The organism is Rhodococcus sp. 06-418-5, assembly GCF_002258285.1.
Classification (GTDB): Bacteria; Actinomycetota; Actinomycetes; order Mycobacteriales; family Mycobacteriaceae; genus Rhodococcoides.
Window position 1 is genome coordinate 96,253 of the sequence record NZ_NOYE01000014.1, and the last position, 21,365, is coordinate 117,617.

Genomic DNA, 21,365 nt, shown 5'->3' on the forward strand with positions numbered 1-21,365 from the left:
AGATCGATGGGTCAGGAGCCCGATGGTTCGAGCCAGTCGGTGAGGGCGGTGTACGAGCCGTTGCCGGTGTATTCGAAGACTCGTGTCTGGGCACCGCACAGGCCAGGCTCGGCGGTGTTCGCGCCGCAGGCGACGGTGGCGCTACCCAACAGGAGCGGGCCGGTGAAGGACTTCGCCTGTTCGGCGATCGCCGGCGCGGTTGCCTCGGAACCGCCTGCAGCATTGAGGAATCGGGTCGCGGTGGCGACCAGGCCCCATGCGAGGGCGGCGTCGGGAGTGGCCTGGGACGTCTCGGACAATCCGGCGGTCGTCGAGGCGTCGATGTACGACTGGACGTCGGGCTGGCTCATGTCGGCAACGTTGGTCTGGGTGGAGATCTGCTGCCACTTCGGTGCGTCACCGCCGAGTCCCTGCGCCACCTGGTCGGTGAAGCAGAACGAGCCGGCTCCGATGATGGGGGCCGTCACGGCCAGCGTGTCGAGAGCCTTGGCCGCGGCAACACAGGTCGGCGGAGTCGAGACGAGCGGCACGATGGCGTCGGCGTCCGATGCGCCCGAGGCCACTGCTGCGGCGGTGAGGTTGGTGGTCGACGGGTCGAAGCCGACGGCCTTGACCTCGATTCCGACCGAATCCAGCGCAGTCTGCAGAACCTTTGCGCCGTCTGCACTTTGAGCGTTCTGCGGGTAGATCAGCGCCACCGATTTCGCGCCGACCACGGTGTCCAGGTAGGTCGTCAGTCCACGGAAGATCGACGACGGGTTGCCGTTGTAGATGAAGACGTTGTCGCTCTGAGCGTCGGTGGAGCTGATGGAGTTGGCCATCAGGATCGGCTTCTGCCCCTTGTTGACCGCCAGGAACGACTGATTGCCGGTGATGGTCGAGCCGAACAGCACGGTCCGAACGTCCGGATCGTTGACCAGCTGCAGGCCGCAACTGTTGCCGTCCTGCTCGTTCTCGACGACGAAGCACGTCTCGAGTTTCAGCGGATGCCCGCCGATACCGCCGAGGTTCTCGTTCACGTACTTCACGGCGGCCTCGGCACCGTCGGTGGCGGCCGGGAATCCGAGGGCACCGCCCTGCTGATTGACCCATCCGATGGTGACGGGTTCGAGGCTCTGATCGGCTGCGCCTGCGGTTCCTCCGGTGTAGTCGACCAGGTCGGTGACAGCCGAGGTGTTGGTCTGGTCCGTGGCTACCGCCGTCGAGCCGCTGGTAGCAGTGCCGGTCGGTGATGCCGCTTCGGCGGCGCAGCCGGCGAGTACGGCCGACATGGTTGCCGCGATGACCATCAACTTCGCGGACTTCGACCCGGCCCTGGTGGGACGGGAGGGAGTGAGTGACATTGGGGTTCTTCCTTCGAGAGCGCGTGCGGGGTGCTCACGCGGTCTCGTGGACTACTCGCGTGGCCTTCGTGGAATGCGATTCCGAGGTACGGAATCGAGACTAGCCATGTGAGAGCCATCACACAACCCTCAATTCCTCCGGGGTTTCTGTGCGTTTCGACCCTCGCCTGAACGTCGATCAGGATGCGTCGGACTGCAGATGCACATCGAAGAAGGCGAAGACCTTCTTCCAGCCGTCCACCGCCTGTGCCTGCTGGTAATGCGGATGGTCGGTAGCGAAGAACCCATGTCCCGCACCGTCGTAACGATGGAACTCGAAATCTTTGCCGAGCCTGGTCAGCTCACGTTCGATGTCGTCGACCTGCGTCGGATCCGGATTGGTGTCGTCGTTGCCGAAGATCCCCAGCAGCGGAGCCGACATGTCGGGAGCGCGATGAATGACTCCCCGCGAGGGGGCATTCGGCTTCGTCGGATCGGGAGTCTGCGGCACGATGCTTCCACCCCAGCAGTCGACGGCGGCGTCCAATGCCGGTACGTCGCACGCCGCGAGGAAGGCCTGCCGTCCGCCGGAGCAGAATCCGATCACCCCGGCCTTGCCATTGGATCCGGGCTGCGACTTCACGTAGTCGGTGGCCCCGGCGATGTCGCCCATCACCTGGTCGTTGGGCATGGCCTTTCCCAATCCCTCGGCCCGGGCCGCCGCGGCGACCTCGGCCCAGTGACCGGGACCGCGGCGGTGATAGAGATTCGGCGCGAGGGCCGCGTATCCGCACTCGGCGAACCGTCGGACCACCTCTTTGCACCAGAAGTCGAGCCCGGGTGCGTGGTGCAGCACGACGACGCTGCCCACCGGCTCGGCAGCGGTCGGGCGAGCCGAATAGCCCTCGATGCGGTCGCCGTTGTGGCCGCTGAACGCAACCACCTCGGCGATCATTCCTTCTTTCAACGCTCTTCTCCTCCGCGGTCCCGGCCGGGTTTCCTACGCCGCGACCATCTCGTCGAGGCGGCTGCGCAACTCCTCCTCCGACAGCGAGAGATCGATGGGCTCACTGAACGGCTGCGGCCATTCGATTCCGGTGTGCCAGTAGACCTCCACTCGGTTTCCCTCGGGGTCGCGGAAGTAGCAACCGAGCGCATTGCCGTGATTGCTGATGTGGTCGATGTCGTACTTGCGCTCCACGATCTGGGCATAGAACGCACGCAGGTCGGCCAACGAATCGACGACGAACGAGAGCTGCTGCGGATCGGTGTGGCGTTCGAGGTTCTTCGCGAGCAGAATCTCGTGGTGCTCCTCCGACGGCCGCGAACTCAGAAAGACGCGGCGTTCGTCGCGGTCGGTGACGGTCATTCCGAGGAATGTCGAGTAGAACTCCATCATGATCTCGGGGTCGGAGACGAACAGTCCGACGTGGCCTAGACGGGTGACTTTGGGCATGAGAGTGAGCCTTTCGGTGATGTGGTGGATGGGAATTGAAGGGCCTGGCAGTTCAGATGAACGAGACCGATCCGGTGACGACATCGAGCAGATGGTCGAGATCGTCGGGAAGCGCGTCGCCGCGCCACGCGACATGGTGATCCGAGCGGATCAATGTCGCTCCGGCGGAATACAATTCACACAGATCGGTGAGGTCGGGATCCTCGACGGTGAGGATCTGCAGTGGCACGTTGCGTTCTGCCGCGGCATCGGTGAGAGCGCCGTGTTCGACGTCGCCGAGGACAAGGAGCGTGAAGCCGTTCCCCAGGTGGTCGTACAGCGACGAGCCGTCCGCGAGCCAATGATGCGGTGCACGATTTCCGGGATAGGACGACGGTACGTAGTCCTCGAAAGACGGTGCAGGTTGGTCGGTTCCGTCGCGGTAGATGATGGGAGACGACGAGTAGCGGTAGCCGAGTTGGCCACCCATTCGCTTGAACTGACGGGCCTTCTGGATCGCGATGTCCTCGGCCACCTGGGCGCGGATCGCTTCACCGACGGGGCCGTCGTCCTCGATACCGTCGCGCACCAGCTCGCGGGAGCCTACGGCCTGATTGCTCTCGCAACCGGCGAGGATGAAGCGCGCCGCTTCACCGCGTTCGATGCTGTAGCTCGGGAGCATGAGGGGACCGCCCCAACCGTCGATCAACGCGGCGAGTTTCCAACCCAGGTCGGCGGCGTCACCGATACCGATGTTCATGCCGAATCCGCCCATCGGCGAGACCATGTGCGCCGAATCGCCGGCCAGCAGTACGCGGCCGAAGTCGAATCGAGGCGCCTGGATCGAGTGCGTGATGAAGGTACCGCCCGCGAGTGGCTCGACCTCGAATTCCTCGCCGATTGCACGAAAGAGCATGGCGCGGCAGGCTTCCCAGTCGTCACCGTCGACGTCCTCGGGTACGGGCGAGCAGAAGTAGGCCCAGTGATCGGTGCCCGACTGCGGCACCAGACTGTCGCCGGCACGGTCCTCGTTGTAGAACAGCAGCATCGAGGCCATCGGAGTGGCCTTCCACAGCTCGGCCAGTGCCGGAGCCTTGATGTGCCACAGGAAGCTGCGTGCGAGGTTGGGATGACCTTCCATTCGGACGTTGAGGCCGTCACGACGTAGTCGGCTGCGACTGCCCTCGGAGACCACCATGTACTGCGCCAGCAGCGTCTGTTCGCCGTCCGGGGTGGCAACGGTGACGGTCACCCCGTGGTCGTTCTGCTCGAATCTCTTCACTTCGTTCTCGAAGCGCAGATCGATGAGAGGAAGGGACTTCACGCGGTCCCGCAGCGTCTTCTCGATCGCCTCGTTCGGGGCCCATTCCGCGACCTCGGACGCGATGGGTAGCCGCTCCGACCATTCGTATGCGCGGGGAAACCTCAAAACCTCGTGACCGGTCAGGCGGGTCACGAAGGCCACGTCACGGTAGACCATAGGGCTCACAGGATCGTTGTCGCGCAACGCATCTGCGATGCCCCAGCGTCGGAAGTGCTCCATGGAGCGAACGTTGGTCATGTTGGCGCGTGCGACGATCCGTTCCTCCTCCGAACGCTTCTCGAACAGCACGCTCGGGATACCGCGAAGGGCGAGATCGATGGCCAACGCCATCCCCACCGGCCCCGCACCCGAGATCGCGACGGGTACTTCGTTGGAACGAGATGCCACTGTCCACTCCTCTGAATTCCATGAACGATTCCATCTGATGGAATGTGTTTCCAAGATAACAGCGGGTTCGAGAAGTGGCAAGCATCACGTTTCGCTACTGGCGGGTACTGCGGCCGCGACCTGGGCTTGGGTGGCGCGATCCGGATCTCGTCGTCGCGGTCCGGACCCGGCAAATGCGCGCGCACTTGCCATAGGCGAGCGGATTGGCACCCATCGGTGAGACGAGTTCGCGCGCGTTCAGCGAATGCGCGCGCGTTTGCGCCGGTGCGGGTACGCGGGCACGGCAAAGAAACGGTCACGGGCAGAGGTCGCGCACAGTCGACTCAATTCCGGCACAGCACAATGGGATTCCTCGGCAATGTGTACGATCGCCGCCATGAGCGCCCCACCTTTCCCTCGAATGCAGTGGGTCCCCGGCGGCCCGTTTCGGATGGGGTCGGACTGGGTCGACTATCCCGAGGAAGCACCCGTTCACGAGGTGAGTGTCGACGGGTTCTGGGCAGACGAGACTCCGGTGACCGTCACCCAGTTCAGACGGTTCGTCAAAGCCACCGGGTACGTGACGGTGGCTGAGCGGCCGATGGATCCGGCGGACTATCCGGACGCGGATGCAACGCGGCTGGTGCCGAGTTCGCTGGTGTTCACCCCGACGCAGGGCCCGGTGGATCTGACGAATTGGCAGGGCTGGTGGCGGCTGATCCCGGGGGCGAACTGGGCGCATCCGGAGGGCCCCGGGTCCGGTATCGACGGGCGCGAACTGCATCCGGTCACGCATGTGAGCTGGGAGGACGTGCACGCCTACGCACAGTGGGCGGGCAAGGAACTACCCACCGAAGCCGAGTGGGAACGCGCGGCTCGCGGCGGGTTGAACGGCGCGCCCTACGCTTGGGGCGACCAACTGGCACCGATGGGTACGCAGCTGGCCAACTACTGGATCGGGGAGTTTCCCTGGCAGAACCTCAAACCGGTCGCCGATCGAAGGACAACGGCCGTGCGTTCCTATCCGCCCAACGGCTACGGCCTGTACGACGTCACCGGGAACGTCTGGGAGTGGACGTCGGACTTCTACCGCACCGATCACCGCGAGACCGCCACCCATGCCTGCTGCGGACCTGCGGTCGATCCGCGCGTCACGTCGGCCGCGGGCAGCCACGATCCGAACGATCCCGCCGGCACCGTCTCGCGTCGGGTCATCAAGGGCGGTTCCCACCTGTGTGCCGAAAACTATTGCCGCCGTTACCGTCCCGCATCGCGGCAGGCACAACCCATCGACTCGGGGATGTCCCACATCGGGTTTCGCTGCATCGTCAGAGGCTCCACACCGACTCGCTGAGCCAGACCGCCCGCTGAACGGGTCTCAGTCGGACCGAACACGACTGCGCGGTGGTCCGGCGGGACCGCATCGTCCACCCTCGCGCAGTGCGACCACAGTCCACCCTGCGCCCACCATGGACAGGACCAATACAGCTCCAATTGCGATCATGGACCAACAATGGACTGCTTTCGGCCGAAAATATGCAGTCCAGTGTGCAAGAGTGGCATGCATGGACTCGTACGATGCGACCGCGATCTCGGCCCCGGAATTGGCCGCACGGATCGGCCCGTCGACGTTGCGGAACAGATCCGGTGGTCCCCTCTACCTCGAGATCGCCGACGAGCTGCGTCGGCTCATCGAGAGCGGTGAGGTATCGGCTCAGACGCGGCTGCCTGCCGAGCGGGCGCTGTCGATCAGTTTGGACGTCAGTCGGGTGACGGTTGCGTCGGCCTATCGTCATCTTCGGGAGAGCGGCTGGATCAGCGCCCAGCGAGGCTCGGGTACCTATGTTTCCCCGACGGGTTCGCTACCGTCCTGGGGATCGCTGGCCGGCGACCGGGAGACTGCCAATTTGGAGTTCGTCAACGCGTCCCCCTCGGCCTCGCCTCTGTTGTCCGATGCGTACGGCGTTGCGGCAGAGAAGATTCGAGACCGTTTCTCCCTGGGTGGCTACGCTCCGTCCGGTTTGTTCGAGCTCCGCGAAGCCATTGCCGCGTACTACCGAGCGCGTGGAGTACCGACCACGGCCGACAACGTTCTCGTCACCTCCGGTGCCACCGACGCCATCCACGCGGTGTTGGCCACGTTCACCGAGCCCGGTGCCCGGGTGCTGGTGGAGCACCCGACGTACCCGGGTGTCGTCGAACTCGTTCATTCACTGGGCGGGCGCTGCATCCCGGTTCCCATCGACCCGGACGACACCGACGAATTCGTGACATCGGCAGATCGAGCCACTCGACAGAGCGCTCCGACGCTGGCGTATTTCATGCCCGACTTCTCCAATCCGTCCGGCGCGCGGCTGCCCCTCCGAACGCGCCGACAACTGTCTGCCACCATGCACCGCCACGCGGTGCTGACGATCGTCGACGAGGTCGCAGCTGATCTGTCTCTCGACGGGTCGCCCGACATCGAACCGTTCGGAGCCGCAACTCCGGATGTTGCGACGGTGACGATCGGGTCGACGAGCAAGACGGTGTGGGGAGGGCTGCGAGTCGGCTGGGTTCGAGCCGAAGCAGGTCTGCTGACGAGAATCGCCGCAACCTATGCGCGACGACAACTTTCGGTGTCCGTCATCGATCAGCTGGCTGCGGTCGAGTTGATGGGCAAGTACGACGAGGTTCGTCGGGTGCGCGCGGAGGCATCGAGAGTTGCTCGTGACCACACCGTCGCATTGATGCGTGATCAACTGCCGGACTGGCACTTTCGAGTACCGGACGGAGGCTTGGCGTTGTGGTGCTCCCTACCCGACGGCATTCGATCCAGCTCCCTCGTCGCCGAAGCCCATGCGCACGGATTGCTGCTGGCGCCGGGGCTGCGATTCGGAACGGGATACGCCTTCGACGATCATCAGCGCATTCCCTTCACGCGGTCACTTCCCGACATCACCTCGGCTGTGGGCATTCTCGCTGGCCTGTCCTCGGGGATCGGCCCGGCGGCGGCCGTCGCGTCGAGCACGCCTGCTGCGGTGGTGTGATGAGGCAGCTGGACTACGTCGAGGGCTGGGTCCACGGTTGGGCCCACTCGCGAGTCACATCGGCACCGGTCGAGATCGAGGGCGGCTGGGCGATCGACACCGGTATGACGCGAGAGTCTCGTCGATACGTCTTGCACACACCGACCGCCGAGCAGGTCGAATCGATTGTCGAGAGCTCACCACCGCCGTATGCCTGCGTCAAATATGTGGGGGGACCATCGTGGGAATCACTGTTTTCGACAGGATGGGTCAGGACCGATCCTGCGTGGTTCATGCTGCGAGAGATCACTGTGGCCGCCGCGGTAGCGGCACCCGACGGCTATGACGTGCGAACCGTTCAGGCGTCGGATACGTTGCTGACGACGGAGATTCGTACCACTGCCGGAGAGTTGGCTGCGCGCGGGCAGATCGGCTTGGGTCAGGTGTTCGTTGTGCCGGATCAGATTGTGACCGAAGATTCACATCGCCGCCGTGGCCTGGGCTCGGTCGTGATGAACTACCTCGAGCAGGGTGCACTTCGAGCCGGCAGAACGCGTGCAGTTCTCGGTGCTACGTCGGACGGACGAGCGCTCTACACCAGACTAGGTTGGACAACCGCTGCGGAATTGACCGGCTACTACCATCGTCCCGGGTAGCGAAGGCTACGACCACTGGCCTCAGGGTGCAGTAGGTCTCAGCGCACCGACTTCTTCTCGTAGATCGCCATCGCCCAGACGTACCCCGCCACTGTGATGACCGCGCACCAAGCCAGTGCGAGTGGCAGATTCGTGCCCATCGGCTCCCCCGCCAACAGTCCGCGTAGGGTTTCGACGAACGACGTGAACGGTTGGTAGTCGGCGAACCATCGCAGTCCTGATGGCATCGTGTCGGTCGGAACGAACCCACTTCCCAGAAACGATAACAGCAGCAACAGCATCGGTAGGTTGCTCGCGGTTTCCACCGACTTCGACGCCATACCCATCGCCACCGCGAGCCAACTGATCGCGAAGGCGATGAGCAGCACCATTCCCAGAATCGAGACCCATTGCAGAGGATTGGCATTCGGTCGAAAGCCGACGGCAAGACCCACTGCGAGCACAACCACCACTCCGAGAACGGCCTGCACCGTGTTGCCGAGAACGTGGCCTGCCACAACCGCTGCACGCGAGATCGCCATCGTCCGGAAGCGCGCGGTGATGCCTTCGGTCATGTCCATTGCGACGGTGGTCGCCGTTCCACCGGCGGTACCGGCAATCGTCATGGCGAGGATGCCCGGCATCACGTACGGCAGATATGCAGACCGTCCGGCGTCTGGGTCCACACCGGGCAAACCTGCGCCCAGGGTTCCTCCGAATACGAAGACGAACAACATCAGGAACACCACTGGCGCGCCGATGACGAACATCGTCAAGCCCGGATATCGCCGAATGTGCAGAAGACTGCGGCGCAGCATGGTGATCGAGTCACTCATCACGTATGTCGTTGCAGTTGTCATGATTCGACCTTGCTGTCGGCCCGGCCGGTCAATGCCATGAACACGTCATCGAGGTCGGGGGTATGGATACTCAGGTCGTCGGCCGCGACGCCCGCCGCTTCCAGCCGACTCAACACGGCCTGCAGAGTGCGGACGCTTCCGTCGGTCGGTACCGACAGCGCCAGACCGTCGGCGTCGACGACCGCATCGCCGAATGCGCGGGTTGCGTCGTCGAGCGTCAGGACATCGGCGAAGCGCAATCGGATGTGGCCGCCAGGTATGCGACGCTTCAGCTCGTCCGGGGTACCGTCGGCAACGATCCGGCCGCCGTCCAGAACTGCGATCCGGTCAGCGAGTTCATCTGCCTCATGAAGATATTGGGTGGTGAGCAGCACGGTGGTGCCGTCGGCAACGAGGGATCGCACGATATCCCACATGGAGCGTCGGCTGCGTGGGTCGAGGCCGGTGGTCGGCTCGTCGAGGAAGATGACGCGCGGTGGGGCGACGAGGGTCATGGCAAGATCGAGCCGTCGCCGCATGCCACCCGAATACGTGGACAACGGCTTTCTACCGGCCTCGACCAGATCGAACTGCTCGAGCAACTCCGTCACCCGCGGTGTGGATCGCGAGCCGAGATGACGCAGTCTGGCCATCAACAGCAGGTTCTCCTCGCCGGTCAAGAGGTTGTCGACCGCCGAGAACTGACCGGTCAGACCGATTGCTGCACGAACGCCGTCGGGATTGCCGACAACGTCGCAGCCTGAGACTGTTGCCGAACCACCATCCGGCGCAACGAGAGTGGACAGGATATGGACGGTCGTGGTCTTGCCTGCCCCGTTGGACCCGAGCAGAGCGGTGACGGTACCGGCGTCGACGGTGAGATCGACACCGTCGAGTACACGTTTGTCGCCAAAAGACTTTCGCAGTCCGCGGACGTGAATCGCAGATGTATTCATGGGTGCCTGTCCTTCTCAGCTGTGCCGGACGGCAATGTCGCCGTATCGCGTTCGAGCGCGAATCGTCACGCTCTCTTCCGTCTCGTCGGGTGCGCCTTCGGGCGTGAGTTCGTTGCGGACGTGACCGTCCTTGGACGACAGATCGAGCCACGCGGGCACACCGCGCCGGACACCGACGGTGACCTGCCCGTATCCGCTCTCGACTTGGATTGCGCCACTGGTTACTTCGTGGAGAGTGATGCTGCCGTACGCGGTCTTCGCGCTCACTCCGCCGAGCGACTTCTCGACATCGAGATCGCCGTAGGAGAGCTTGGCGTCGAGTTCGGTGCCCGACTCCCGCACCATAATCGAGCCGTGCGACGCCTTGAGCACTGCATCACCGACGACCGTTCCGAGTCGAATCTGGCCGTGGTCGGCGGTGATATCGATGTTGCCCAGTGCCGTACTCACGGTCGCGTTACCGTGCCCGGCGCGCACCCACAGGTCCTCTGCCGAACCCACTTCCACCGGTCCCATCGCGCTCTTGATCCGTACGGCACCGAGATCGCCCACGGTGCGGAGGCCGCCGGCTGCAACCTCCGCAGTGAGTCGAGATCCCTGCGGTAGTTCGACTTTCACCTCGACGGACTCTGTCGGTCCGAAGAAGCTGATGCGGGCCTTGGGACCGATGACGGTGAGGCGCTCGCCGTCGAAGTCGACCTTGGTGTTCTCGGCCCCCTTACGATCGACGGCTTTGGACGGGTTGGTGGGAGTGACGGTCACGACGGTGTCGGCACGTTCTGTAGCAACGACGTCAATGCTCCCGACCTGCAGATCGATGGCCAGGTCGATCGGCGTCGGAGTAGCGAATTCGGGCATGGCGATGCCTCCTACGGGCATGGTTGTGACACTCTGCTCGGCGCAGAGTTATTGAAAAGCTTTGTTGGAGCCGACGATCAGCGCGCCCAGCCGGCGAAGTTGTCCCCGGTACGAACCGTTCGTTGCGCGGCACGGCGTTGTTTGGGTTGAAGAGCGGTGGCGACGGCTCGCACCAACCAGGTGTTCACCGACATACCGTCCGACGCCGCGGCCTCGTCCACCCGCGATTTGAGCGCGTCCGGCAGTCGAAGAGTGGTGCGGGATGTGCTCGTGTCGTCCAGTTCGATGCTGGGAGGGGTTTGTTCGTCGTCTTCCGGTTCCGAGACAGCTGCCGCCACGACGAATTCGATCTCACGTCCACGGAGCCTGATGTCCACGGAACCAGGGGCAAGGTCGCGGTTGATGTCTCCTACCGCGGCCGACAGCACGTCGAGCATCACCAGACGCGTTGCCGCATCCATGCCGTCGACGAGTCGTTCAGCAGCGGCACGAGTGTTCTCGTCTCCGGTTGCTGCCGACTCGACCAACCGACGTTGGAGGTCGTTGACGTACTGCCCAAGTTCCATGCATCAAGAGTGACACCACAGTGGTGTCACGTCAAGCCCTGATGGTGTCACGATGGGCTGGCACCGCCGCCTGTGGCGCTCTCCCGGCGGGCAGGACGTGGCCTCAGGGCCGAAGGGATTGGACGATTGCCGTGATGCGCCGCTCGCGGGTGTCGTCGCGTTTCGCGTCGGCGACGGAGCGGGCGTGTTCTTTTCGTGTCGACGGTGCCAGCGCATCGAACGCTGCTCGGACGGCTGGATCCGCGTCCAGAGCTGTCGCCAACGCAGGCGGTACCTCGATCACCTGCGGCTGGTCGTCCAACTCGATGATCACGTCGACGGTGTCACCGGCCTCGACGCCGAGTGTGGCGCGAACGCTCTTGTTGAGCCCGAGCAGATTCTCGCCACCCATCCGGCCGATGCGACCGCGCACAGTTTGCCCACCGATCGTGAACCGAACCGGCGGAGTCTTGGTGGAACCGAGGGACGCGACCTGCTCGTCACTGAGCACGATCGCTGCCGCAGGGCCCCGTGATTCGAGCACTGTGGATATCCGCAGAACCGTTGCTGCCATGCGGGAAGGATATCCGTCGATGGCCAGTCAGGCTTCGGCTTCCACGATTCGCTTGATTGCCGCCAGGGTCCGAGGGATACCGTCGAGTGCCGCCTGGCTACGAGTGTCGATTTCCTTCTGCGCGTCGTCGCCGAACTTGCGGTGAAAGTGCGCGGTACCGCCTGGCAGGAAGTTCCAGTTCTCGGTCAGGCGTGTGCCACCGTCCACGGGCTCGAGGGTGTAGCCCCAGCGGACGAAGTTGTCGCCCACCACCCACGCGAACTCGCGGCCGGGTTCGGCTGCCGCCACTGTCGACACGGTCTCCCACGTGCGGCCCGGCACCACGTTCCGGCCGGTGAAGGTCGATCCGACGCCACCGCCGTCGGCCTCGTTCCACCAGCATTCCTGGCAGATCGGGCTCCATTCTCCTGTTCGGGTGATGTCGGACACGACGGCGTACACGTCGTCGACCGGCGCAGCGACGACGATGGATTCGGAAAACTCGAGTGCGGTCATCTCACCATTGTCCCTCCACGTACTACGAAGCTGTGAGCAGAGTCGCTGCCCACAGCAGAAGCACTGGAGTGCAACCGGATTCGGACGCAGACTCGAATCATGAGCGAATCACCTCGAATGTTCCCGCCCGAACTCCGCAATCAACTTCTCCGCCATCGGGTTCTCGTGCTCGACGGCCCCCTCGACGACGACAACGGCACCGTCCTCACCACCCACCTGCTGACGTTGGCGGCCGAGAATCCCTCCGCCGACATCGCCCTGTGGATTCACTCACCGGGAGGGTCGGTTCCCGCGATGCTCGCCATCCGCGACGTGATGCACCTCGTACCCTGCGACGTGTCGACGCTGGCACTCGGATTGGCCTGCAGCGCTGGTCAGTTCTTACTGTCGTCAGGCACGCGCGGTAAGCGGTATGCCCTGCCGCATTCTCGAATACTGATGCATCAGGGGTCCGCGGGCATCGGTGGGTCGGCCGTCGAAGTCGAGGTTCAGGCCAACGATCTGCGGCATACCCGAGATACCGTGCTCGGCCTCATCGCCGACGACACCGGGCAGACACGCGAGCAGATCTTCGACGACTCTCTGCACGATCGCTGGTTCACCGCCGAGGCTGCCCGCGAGTACGGGTTCGTCGACGCAATCGTCGACTCGTTCGATCAGGTCATGCCTGCGCGACGGGTGTCGTTCGGAATGGAGTTGGCACGATGAGCACGTACACGATTCCCAATGTCATCACGCGAGATGCGCGCGGCGAACGCGTCGTCGACGTCTATTCGCACCTGCTCAGTGAGCGCATCGTCTATCTCGGTACCGGAATAGACGCCGGTGTGGCGAATGCGATGATCGCACAGCTGCTCCACTTGGAGGCCGACTCCCCCGATCAAGAAATCTCGATGTACATCAACTGCGAGGGCGGTGACACGGCTGCCATGCTCGCCGTCTACGACACGATGCAATTCATCGGATCGCCCGTTGCCACAACATGTGTGGGCCAAGCGGTGGCGGCAGGGGCGGTACTGCTCGCAGCGGGAGCACCAGGGCGCCGCTCGGCGTTGACCCACAGCCGGGTGGTGCTGCATCAGCCTGCGGCGCAGGGCCGAGGGACCATCCCCGATCTGATTCTGGCTGCCGACGAGGTGGTTCGAGTACGAGCCGAGATGGAAGCAATTCTCGCGAAGCACACGGGACGCGATGTCGAGAGGCTTCGCCACGACACCGACCGTGATCTGGTGTTGACGGCACCGGCTGCGCGTGACTACGGCGTCGTCGACCAGGTACTGGAGGGTCGTCAGGCCGCCATCAACGTCGCGTCGCCTCGGGACAGGTCGTGATGCGCCAGGCCTGAGATCTCCGCCATGGACGTGCCCAGTGCACCGACGACGGCCGCAAGAATCTCGCTCGACGGATCCTTGCGGCCGCGTTCCAGCTCCGACAAGTACTGCGGCGCAATGCCTGCCCGGGCAGCGGTATCGGCCAGAGTGTCACCGCGAGCGTGTCTGCGCTCGCGTAGCCTTCGACCGACTACTTCGCGCCACAACGGTTCCACTGCGCGTGCTGCTCGACGCTCATCGATTCGTATCACCTCGCCCATGATCGGAGCCTAAGCCTCCGTTCCGTGATGTGTCGCAGATTCTGCTCAGAGCAGAGAGCTCGGTTTCACGAATTTCCTCGCAAAGCGCTTCTGCCACGGCGTCTCGATAGCGCGGTCCGAATAATTGCTCCGGACATAGTCGATTGCAGCACTTCCCGGCATACCGTCGAGCGCAACCAGGCAGGCCAGTGCGGTGCCCGTTCGCCCCACACCACCGGTACACGCAATCTCGACCCTCTCGGTTTCGCAGCGGCGCAGCACTTCTCGTAGTCGAACCTCGAGCTCCTTCGAGTCGGATGGCAGCCAAAAGTCGGGCCAACGAACCCATCGGCTGTCCCAGTCGAACTCGCCCGGATCCTTGCCCTGCAGGTAGACCCCGAAGTCCGGCCGTGGGCCGCCCGGCATCGAATCGCGCAAGGCGCGTCCACGAACGAGACTGCCCGACGGCAACTGCAGCACGCCCCGGCTGTTTTGATCCCACATTCGGCGCGTCCTTCCCATGCCGTTCGCGACACCTGTTTCTGCCCAGCACCGATATTGTGCCCCCATGCGCTCAGTTGTTCTTGCCTTCGCCGCACTAGGGCTCACGGTGGGTCTGCTTGCGTCCGTGTCCGGATGGGCCGGAACCCTGTACGTGGAACCCGACCAAATGAGCCGGGCCTACGCGACTACCGCTGATATCACCTTGCAGGTCCGAGTCGGCCTCTTCCTTGATTGGTGGACAAAAGTACAACCCATAGTCGGTGCCGTTGTCGGTGCCGCGTTCGGCTTAACTCTTTTCCGGTGCGGCTTCCGACTCACACGTGACGGAAATGACTGACTGGGCGACGACGAGTCACCTACCCACCAGGCTTCGTCCACTCGATTGTGTGTCGAAATCCTATGCGGTGTCGCATCATCGCGCCCGGGAGCCGCCTCTCCACCATGTGGCCGATCTCGTCGAAGCTCAACACCGGATCCTTGACCGGGAACGGTGGCGGTGGTGCTGTCACCGGACTCGGCCATGGGCGGTGGATGAATCCGATCAATGGATTGGTCACGATGGACACGGAATCCCACACCAGATCCCGTGCACTACGCGGTGGCGCAAGCCCGACGATGAGCACTCGCCCGCCCGGCGCAAGAATTCGCCCGACATGACGCAAGGCATCGTCGATATCGAGATGATGCAGGACGGCGACCATGGTCACTAGATCGATCGAATCGCCTGCCCAGGAGTCGAGTTGGCGATCGGTGATGGACACGTTGTCCACCGCGGCAGAAGTCGCCTCTGCGATTCGTCGCATCTCCGCATCGGCATCGGCCCCGACGACGTGCTCGAAATGAGAAGCCAAGACTCGCACCAGTCCACCCCGCCCGCAGCCCATATCGAGCGCGCGGCCACGTCGGTCAGGCAAGTTCGCCAGAATCCAGCTGTGGAAGTAGTCGTTGTGACTCCATGCATGTCGCTCGTTCAACTCGCGAAGCCACTGGGCCCCTCTGCCTCCGATAAGGGACGTTCCCATTCGTCTCAACACCATGAAGCCCAGTATCCCTGGGGCGCGGCAACACCGCCTCGAAGAATGATGTCAACCCAACCATACGTACAAGGCCTGTTGGACGAGTGACGGAGACTCCAACGGTGCCAGATGCCCCACTCCCGGAAGAGTGATCAGAGTAGATCGGCTCGGCAACAACTGTCGCAGTCGATACGCCTGTTCGACGGGAATCCAGGGGTCCTGTTCACCCCATCCGATCGAGGTGTTGCAGCGGACCCGGGGAAGGGCATCGACGATGGCTCGCGTGTGTTCGGGGCTCAGTTCGGCGATCTGTCGGTAGAACGCAGGCTGACCCTCATCGGATATCCAGGGTTCGGTCAACATCGCCACGATATCTGCGTCCAGCCGCTGATGTGCTGCTCCCGCAATGTATTCGAAGACAAGTGCCCTGTGCAAAGGAGCCGGCAACGCGGCGAAGATGTCACTGTTGTCCGCGACGAGCCGGAAGAATTCGGATCCCCACGGGTCCAGGGTCACCACGTCCCACAAGAACAAGCTGTCGTAGTCACGGCCGTGCATCAGGTGGGCTCCCAGGGCGACTGCACCGCCGATATCGTGAGCGACGACGAAGGGGCTCTCCAACCTCCAGTGGTCGAGCAACATTGCGAAACGCAGCATCTGGGTGGGCAGGTCGGTCCGAACATCGGATCCCTGTGCGGACCGGCCGTATCCGGGCATGTCCCAGAGATAGACGCGATGCCCAGCACTGAGGTGGCGAGCGGCCTGCGCCCAGACCTGAGCCGACCAGGGAGTTCCATGGCAGAACACAACATCAGAGGAGGGCACGTCCACCTCGGGAGCCAGCTCGTAGGTCGCCACCCTATCGCCGCCCACGGACACGAAGATGGGCTCTGGTAGATCGAATCTGTCGATTGTCACGGGGGTGAACGTAATACTTCAGGTCGACCTGAAGTCAACGTGAGAGCATCGGCGGGTGAAGATCGGAGATGTTGCGCAGGAACTCGACGTTCCGACCCACGTCCTCAGACATTGGGACGACGTCGGAGTCGTTGTACCCGAACGCCTACCGTCTGGTCACCGCGACTACAGCGAAGAGCACATACGCCGACTGCGAGTGTTGCGCGCGTGCCAGGGCGTGGGGATCAGCTTGGCCGATATTCGTCTGATACTTCATCGAGACGAGTCCGAACGAACCGTGGTCATCGCGGAACATTTGGCTCGAATACGTCGGCAACGAGCTGAACTCGACAGTGCCGAGCGCTTTCTGACGCATGTCATCGACTGCAAACACGATCTGCTCACCCGATGCCCTCAGTGCAGCGAGTACTCCACGACCGTGGACGTCAATTCCGATGTGCGGTAGACGCCAGGACCACGGACGCAGAGGTGTTCGACATGGAGAAGATTCCTGACACAACCTCCTTCAAGCGCGGACGAGTGTCGCGAGTTCACGAAGGTAGGCGCCCGGCGTAATTCCGGCGACGCCGCGAAAGTCGTTGATCAGGTGAGCTTGATCGACGTAGCCCAGGTCGGCAGCAATCTGGGCAGCGTCGGCTGCGGGGAGCGACAAACGTTGCAACACTTCTTGCAGTCGAACTCGTCGGGCAACTGCTTTGGGGCCCATCCCGAGTGACGATCGCATCGCCCTCTGCACGGCACGTTCACTGACCCCGAGCATTCCTGCCACCGATTGCCCGGGTTTTCTGCCGACACCCTGTGCTAAAGCATCGACTGCGGCGTTCGCGAGAAGATGTTCGGCAGTCGGCGGTCGGTTCCCCAGCATCTCAGTGATCACCGAATCTGCCCGTAGAGCATGGTCGGCAGCCGAATCCTGCCCAGAGATGCTACCTAGCATGCCGAAGAGAAGTTGGTCGGTTTCTTCAGTGATCGGTTGCGCCGCAATAAGTCTGGTCGGATCGAGGTCGGACACGACCGCCAGTCCAGCTGGACGCAGCCGCACGGCGAACACGAAGCCTCGACCTTCTATCGTCCTGGACCACGCCCTGCGCTGAACATTGGTGATCATGAACGGCGCAGGCACTGCACCGGTCTCCACACTGACCGTGACTGCCGGAAACTCGAGGACTCGCTGTTCGACGGTTTCGTCCGTAGACAATTCCCATCGCACACTCCAGTACGCGTCGACAACATCTCGAACCTCTGCAGCCGGTTCGTGCCAGGTTGCGTCGAAGCGACGAAGATGCGCGGGAGCCATGACGCCGGAACGTTCGTGAACGTCGATGGGCTTGGACGCGACCTGCCTTTCTTCCATGTCGCAATTCTGCAATACGCCAAGCCTCGAATCTCGAGACGATCACGTCATGACGAACAATTCTTTGACCGTTGTCAGCCGAGCCGCCCCGGTATCCCCTGTCCTGATCGGAACGGTTCCGCCGATGATGGTCGGTGAACGTGCAAAGGCGCGGCATGGACATTCGGATGTCGACCACGCCCTGAGGACGCAGCCGGGCCGAAGGCGAGTGTCGTGAACTGGTTGGGAGTAGCCGTGGCAGCGGTTGCGTACTACGCCCTCGGCGCGCTGTGGTTCGGCCCCTTGTTGGGGCGCGCGTGGGATCGTTCGATCGGGCATGACCGGTCGCAGACGGGAGGCCGATTCCCGTTGTCCTACTACGTGGTTCCACTCTGCTGCTCGGCGGTGACGACCATTGTGATCGCTCTAGTGCTCGACGTCATCGACTCAGACGCCGTGGTATCGGGTGTAATCGTCGGACTGGGTGTCGGGTTGGCCACCGCCGCCGCATCATTGACCAACGCGCTGACGCCCCATACTCCACAGCCGTTTGTATTCGGAGCTGTCACCGCGAGCTACCACCTCATGGGAGCAGCAGTAGCGGGCGCAGTCCTCGGAGTCGTTTGAGTCGAGTCCTGCATCGACCCACTCGGCCGCCCCGACTTGACGCCATGTCTTGTGGAGGATCGACTGGACGCGTACATCTCCCTGTTGATGACCGCGCGTGGTCACTGAGCTTCCAGTACCTCCTCGAGTCTTTTCAGGTCGTCGGCGACCATGCCGAGATCACGCTCGAATTCCTCGTCGCTCAGTTCGATTTGCCGGACCGTGAACAGAATCTCCGCGCCGTTCGGATGACTCAGCACTCTTACGGGATTGTTCACGACGGTCCCCGACGGCAGTGTCACGTCATGATCGAGAACACCGAGATCGTTGTGCGGCACGAAGCGTACTGCCACCTGTCCCATCGGCGAATCAACGAGAAGCCGATCACCGTCGATGGTCACCGGGCTGTTCGCCAGTCCTGCTGCCCATTTGGGCAAGTTCGCAGGATTCGCGGCGAATTCGTACACTTCGTCGGGTGTGCGCCTGATAACTCGAGCCACATGCCTACTTGCCACAAAGGGTTCTCGGTTCATAGCAGCGACCCTACGTAAGACGGGCCGCGGCGTTCTTCCAGAAATCGGACCGGTGTCAACGTGGTGAGTGCACGTACCTCGTCACACATGTGCGCCTGACTCGCAAAGCCTGCGGCATACGAGAGCGACGCCAGGTCGGGAACGGTGGCAGCAACGTCGACGAGCCGCCCTACGCGAATGATTCGGGCGAGGGTTTTCGGGCCGTAGCCGACCTCGTCGACGAACCTCCGATGCAGCTGCCGAACACCGACTCCCAAGCCGACGGCGAGATCACCGACTTTGATACCCGGCGACGCCTCGAGTACCTGCACAGCGGCCAGGACCAGCCCGTCCTCCGCGGGCCTCATGGCCCGAACGGTGAGGTCGGCGAGCATCTTGCGCCGCGCTGGCATAGCACCGTTCGGATCCTGGCCCGTGAGGACATGGGCAGCCTCCAACCAGGAAGCTCCGAGCGCTGCGACATGCGGTTGCTGATCACACAATTCACCGACTGGAATCGCGCTGACCCTTCGAGCTGCGGACGGAGCGAGACGCACGCCGACCATCTCCAGCGGACCGAGGGTGACGGCTTGTCGGGCTGCGGTATCCGGACCCGCCACCTCGAGTCGTCCATCGGAGAACCAGATCAGATCCACACATCCGTCGGGAACGATCAACGGCCGGTCCCCCGCGTGGCATCGCCGCTCCCAGGTGCACCGAATCCCGTCGACGGGCGAGGGAAATTCGGCGTAAGTCCTTTCCGGCGGCAACATGGAAGGAATTCTCCTCGATCGGGGCCAGATCTTCCGTCGAACCGGGATCGGGCACCGTTGTCACCGCTGAAAATCGGGCAGAGCCCTCCCCGGCATCCACCATCCGATCTTGAACGTGTTCAAAAACAGGTCTATCGTCGAATTTGAACACGTTCAGAATTGAGGTGAATCGATGGCGCGCACGTCCGAGACTCGCGACAAGGTGGTCGAGGTAGCACTTCGACTGTTTCGTGAGGAAGGATTTCAGGCCACGACGATGCGTCGCATCGCCGACGGAGCGGGTGTCTCGCTCGGGAATGCGTACTACTACTTCGCCGGCAAGGACGAGCTGGTCAACGAGTTGTACATGGTGATCCAGCGCGATCATCGCGAGCGTGCACTCCGCGTCCTCGTCGACGGCGGATCACTGTCCGAAAACCTGGCTGCCGTATTGCATTCCGGGCTGGATGTGATGGAGCCGTATCACGCATTCGGTGGATCGTTCCTGCAGTTGGCGTTGCCCACCCGATCCAGTTCCAGTCCGTTCTCGGAAGAATCGTCCGACGCCAGGTCCATGGCCATCGACCTTATGCGAACCACCTTGGAGACGTCGAAACAGAAGGTTCCCGGTTCTCTGAAAGACGTTCTTCCGCAACTGCTCTGGCTGATCTACATGGGTGTCACCCTCCATTGGGTCACCGACTCCTCGGACAACCAGGCACGCACCCGCACCCTGGTCGACGGACTTGTACCGGTGGTGGCCAAAGCCGTACGCCTCGCTCGACTCCCGGTGGCGCGGGGGTTGGTCACCGATGTGGCCGGCCTGTTGAAACGAATGACCTCTCCAGAAGGGTTGGACCAGTGACTGATTCACCATCGACTGTCGTAGTCTGCGGCGCCTCCGGCTACATCGGCCGGTACCTGCGTCACTCCTACGAAGATCGCGGCATTCGCGTCAGGACCGTCGGGCGCGGAACAACCAGTGATGCAACGTGGTCCGACCATCGCGGCCTCGTCGACGTGCTCGACGGTTCCGATCTGGTCGTCAACCTCGCGGGCCGCTCGGTGAGCTGTCGCTACAACAAGGCGAACGCGGACGAGATCATGTCCTCGCGCATCCAGACGACGGCCCAACTCGGGCGTGCCTTGGCTCAGGTCCAGAACCCACCCGAGTTGTGGATCAACGCCAGCACCGGCACCATCTATCGCGATTCGCGCGACAGGCCGATGGACGAACGATCCGGCGACATCGGGTCGGGATTCTCCGTCGAGGTCGCCCGCGCCTGGGAGCGTGAGCTGTTCGACGCCGATGTGGCCATTCGCAAAGTAGCGCTGCGTATGTCGATAGTGCTGGGTGCAGGCGGCGGTGCGATCAACCCGATCATCGACCTGGCTCGAGTCGGACTCGGCGGCACGATGGGCGACGGCGGCCAGATGTTCAGTTGGGTGCACGTCGCCGATGTCGGACGCATCCTCGATCACCTCTACGACAACACTGGTATCTCCGGGCCGGTCAACGTTGCAACTCCGTTCCCGGTGACCAACGAGGAGCTGATGCGGCAGGTCAGGATCGCTCTCGGCCGCAGTCACGGTCTTCCGACACCGGCATGGCTGCTTCAATTCGGGGCACGAGTAATTCGCACGGAAGCCGAACTTGTCCTGAAGAGTCGCTGGGTCGACCCCAAAGTACTGACGGACAGTGGCTTCGAATTCGAGCACGCAACACTGAACCATGCTCTCGCCGACATCGCATCCGAGACGCCTCGAGGGTTGCTCCCCGTCGCCCTGGGGTGACGG

Annotated in this window: 26 protein-coding genes; 9 read left to right on the plus strand and 17 right to left on the minus strand. The window is 63.1% G+C overall.

All coding sequences use genetic code 11. From position 1 onward, the window contains the following. Nucleotides 1–11: 11 nt before the first annotated feature. The 4 genes from CH274_RS10330 to CH274_RS10345 all read right to left on the minus strand — a co-directional run bounded on the left by CH274_RS10330 (nucleotide 12) and on the right by CH274_RS10345 (nucleotide 4,468). Nucleotides 12–1,343 carry an ABC transporter substrate-binding protein gene (locus CH274_RS10330; protein WP_094657360.1) on the minus strand — a complete coding sequence of 444 codons (1,332 nt, stop codon included), beginning with the start codon at nucleotides 1,341–1,343 and terminating at the stop codon, nucleotides 12–14. Nucleotides 1,344–1,521: 178 nt separating this feature from the next. Beyond that, nucleotides 1,522–2,289 carry a dienelactone hydrolase family protein gene (locus CH274_RS10335; protein WP_256993527.1) on the minus strand — a complete coding sequence of 256 codons (768 nt, stop codon included), beginning with the start codon at nucleotides 2,287–2,289 and terminating at the stop codon, nucleotides 1,522–1,524. Nucleotides 2,290–2,322: 33 nt separating this feature from the next. Continuing rightward, the gene (locus CH274_RS10340; RefSeq protein WP_037193869.1) at nucleotides 2,323–2,778 is read right to left on the minus strand and encodes a VOC family protein; all 456 of its coding nucleotides are present in this window, start codon (nucleotides 2,776–2,778) and stop codon (nucleotides 2,323–2,325) included. Nucleotides 2,779–2,830: 52 nt separating this feature from the next. Then, complete coding sequence (locus tag CH274_RS10345) at nucleotides 2,831–4,468, minus strand: FAD-dependent monooxygenase (protein WP_094657362.1); 1,638 nt, start codon at nucleotides 4,466–4,468, stop codon at nucleotides 2,831–2,833. Between the two features lie 376 nt (nucleotides 4,469–4,844). On the opposite strand from CH274_RS10345, the gene CH274_RS10350 reads away from it, so the two are divergent. The 3 genes from CH274_RS10350 (at nucleotide 4,845) to CH274_RS10360 (ending at nucleotide 8,111) form a co-directional block, all read left to right on the plus strand. Further along, nucleotides 4,845–5,801, plus strand: coding sequence for a formylglycine-generating enzyme family protein (locus CH274_RS10350; protein ID WP_256993528.1), 957 nt, complete (start codon nucleotides 4,845–4,847; stop codon nucleotides 5,799–5,801). Nucleotides 5,802–6,012: 211 nt separating this feature from the next. Next, entirely contained in the window at nucleotides 6,013–7,476 is a 1,464-nt protein-coding gene (gene yczR / locus CH274_RS10355; RefSeq protein ID WP_094657364.1) for a MocR-like transcription factor YczR, read from the plus strand. Beyond that, entirely contained in the window at nucleotides 7,476–8,111 is a 636-nt protein-coding gene (locus CH274_RS10360; RefSeq protein ID WP_094657365.1) for a GNAT family N-acetyltransferase, read from the plus strand. Before yczR ends, CH274_RS10360 begins: the two co-directional genes overlap by 1 nt. 38 nt (nucleotides 8,112–8,149) lie before the next feature. Here CH274_RS10360 and CH274_RS10365 read toward each other — a convergent pair whose 3' ends face one another. The 6 genes from CH274_RS10365 to CH274_RS10390 form a co-directional block, all read right to left on the minus strand. Then, entirely contained in the window at nucleotides 8,150–8,950 is an 801-nt protein-coding gene (locus CH274_RS10365; RefSeq protein WP_094657366.1) for an ABC transporter permease, read from the minus strand. After that, a complete protein-coding gene (locus tag CH274_RS10370; RefSeq protein ID WP_094657367.1) occupies nucleotides 8,947–9,885 on the minus strand; it encodes an ATP-binding cassette domain-containing protein in 939 nt (312 codons plus the stop codon). The genes CH274_RS10365 and CH274_RS10370 overlap by 4 nt, the downstream gene beginning before the upstream one ends. A 15-nt stretch (nucleotides 9,886–9,900) precedes the next feature. Then, a complete protein-coding gene (locus CH274_RS10375; RefSeq protein WP_094657550.1) occupies nucleotides 9,901–10,743 on the minus strand; it encodes a DUF4097 family beta strand repeat-containing protein in 843 nt (280 codons plus the stop codon). A 77-nt stretch (nucleotides 10,744–10,820) separates the two neighbouring features. Further along, nucleotides 10,821–11,309, minus strand: a complete 489-nt coding sequence (locus CH274_RS10380; RefSeq protein WP_094657368.1) for a histidine kinase — start codon at nucleotides 11,307–11,309, stop codon at nucleotides 10,821–10,823. A gap of 103 nt (nucleotides 11,310–11,412) precedes the next feature. Continuing rightward, the gene (locus CH274_RS10385) at nucleotides 11,413–11,862 is read right to left on the minus strand and encodes a YdeI/OmpD-associated family protein (protein ID WP_094657369.1); all 450 of its coding nucleotides are present in this window, start codon (nucleotides 11,860–11,862) and stop codon (nucleotides 11,413–11,415) included. 27 nt (nucleotides 11,863–11,889) lie between these two features. Continuing rightward, nucleotides 11,890–12,357, minus strand: coding sequence for an SRPBCC family protein (locus tag CH274_RS10390; protein WP_094657370.1), 468 nt, complete (start codon nucleotides 12,355–12,357; stop codon nucleotides 11,890–11,892). 99 nt (nucleotides 12,358–12,456) lie between these two features. Between CH274_RS10390 and CH274_RS10395 the strand changes: the two genes are divergently transcribed. Both CH274_RS10395 and CH274_RS10400 read left to right on the plus strand, forming a co-directional pair. Further along, nucleotides 12,457–13,065: a ClpP family protease gene (locus tag CH274_RS10395; RefSeq protein WP_032376146.1), complete on the plus strand. Its 609-nt coding sequence runs from the start codon at nucleotides 12,457–12,459 to the stop codon at nucleotides 13,063–13,065. Further along, nucleotides 13,062–13,688, plus strand: coding sequence for a ClpP family protease (locus CH274_RS10400; protein WP_094657371.1), 627 nt, complete (start codon nucleotides 13,062–13,064; stop codon nucleotides 13,686–13,688). Before CH274_RS10395 ends, CH274_RS10400 begins: the two co-directional genes overlap by 4 nt. Here CH274_RS10400 and CH274_RS10405 read toward each other — a convergent pair. The 4 genes from CH274_RS10405 to CH274_RS10425 all read right to left on the minus strand — a co-directional run bounded on the left by CH274_RS10405 (nucleotide 13,646) and on the right by CH274_RS10425 (nucleotide 16,365). Further along, nucleotides 13,646–13,948 (minus strand): helix-turn-helix domain-containing protein, encoded by a 303-nt coding sequence (locus CH274_RS10405; RefSeq protein WP_032396143.1) that lies wholly within the window; start codon nucleotides 13,946–13,948, stop codon nucleotides 13,646–13,648. The two genes, CH274_RS10400 and CH274_RS10405, sit on opposite strands and share 43 nt — an antisense overlap. A gap of 45 nt (nucleotides 13,949–13,993) precedes the next feature. Further along, the gene (locus CH274_RS10410; protein ID WP_094657551.1) at nucleotides 13,994–14,431 is read right to left on the minus strand and encodes a protein-tyrosine phosphatase family protein; all 438 of its coding nucleotides are present in this window, start codon (nucleotides 14,429–14,431) and stop codon (nucleotides 13,994–13,996) included. Nucleotides 14,432–14,787: 356 nt separating this feature from the next. Then, a complete protein-coding gene (locus CH274_RS10420; protein ID WP_094657373.1) occupies nucleotides 14,788–15,468 on the minus strand; it encodes a class I SAM-dependent methyltransferase in 681 nt (226 codons plus the stop codon). Nucleotides 15,469–15,516: 48 nt separating this feature from the next. Beyond that, a complete protein-coding gene (locus CH274_RS10425; RefSeq protein ID WP_256993530.1) occupies nucleotides 15,517–16,365 on the minus strand; it encodes an alpha/beta fold hydrolase in 849 nt (282 codons plus the stop codon). Nucleotides 16,366–16,420: 55 nt separating this feature from the next. Between CH274_RS10425 and CH274_RS10430 the strand changes: the two genes are divergently transcribed. Further along, nucleotides 16,421–16,810, plus strand: coding sequence for a MerR family transcriptional regulator (locus CH274_RS10430; RefSeq protein ID WP_094630205.1), 390 nt, complete (start codon nucleotides 16,421–16,423; stop codon nucleotides 16,808–16,810). Between the two features lie 60 nt (nucleotides 16,811–16,870). Here the strand turns inward: CH274_RS10430 and CH274_RS10435 are convergent, their stop codons facing one another. Beyond that, nucleotides 16,871–17,719, minus strand: coding sequence for a helix-turn-helix domain-containing protein (locus CH274_RS10435; RefSeq protein WP_094630204.1), 849 nt, complete (start codon nucleotides 17,717–17,719; stop codon nucleotides 16,871–16,873). Between the two features lie 213 nt (nucleotides 17,720–17,932). Here CH274_RS10435 and CH274_RS10440 point away from each other — a divergent pair, with 213 nt between their 5' ends. Next, on the plus strand, nucleotides 17,933–18,325 hold the full coding sequence (locus tag CH274_RS10440; protein ID WP_094630203.1) for a DUF1761 domain-containing protein: 393 nt from the start codon (nucleotides 17,933–17,935) through the stop codon (nucleotides 18,323–18,325). A 101-nt stretch (nucleotides 18,326–18,426) separates the two neighbouring features. Here the strand turns inward: CH274_RS10440 and CH274_RS10445 are convergent, their stop codons facing one another. Then, nucleotides 18,427–18,741, minus strand: a complete 315-nt coding sequence (locus CH274_RS10445) for an SRPBCC family protein (protein ID WP_306436602.1) — start codon at nucleotides 18,739–18,741, stop codon at nucleotides 18,427–18,429. 92 nt (nucleotides 18,742–18,833) lie between these two features. Continuing rightward, the gene (locus tag CH274_RS10450) at nucleotides 18,834–19,589 is read right to left on the minus strand and encodes a helix-turn-helix domain-containing protein (protein WP_094657374.1); all 756 of its coding nucleotides are present in this window, start codon (nucleotides 19,587–19,589) and stop codon (nucleotides 18,834–18,836) included. A 172-nt stretch (nucleotides 19,590–19,761) separates the two neighbouring features. Between CH274_RS10450 and CH274_RS10455 the strand changes: the two genes are divergently transcribed. Together CH274_RS10455 and CH274_RS10460 are read left to right on the plus strand one after the other, a co-directional pair. Beyond that, on the plus strand, nucleotides 19,762–20,433 hold the full coding sequence (locus tag CH274_RS10455) for a TetR/AcrR family transcriptional regulator (RefSeq protein WP_094657375.1): 672 nt from the start codon (nucleotides 19,762–19,764) through the stop codon (nucleotides 20,431–20,433). Then, complete coding sequence (locus CH274_RS10460) at nucleotides 20,430–21,362, plus strand: TIGR01777 family oxidoreductase (RefSeq protein ID WP_094657376.1); 933 nt, start codon at nucleotides 20,430–20,432, stop codon at nucleotides 21,360–21,362. Before CH274_RS10455 ends, CH274_RS10460 begins: the two co-directional genes overlap by 4 nt. Nucleotides 21,363–21,365: the final 3 nt, after the last annotated feature.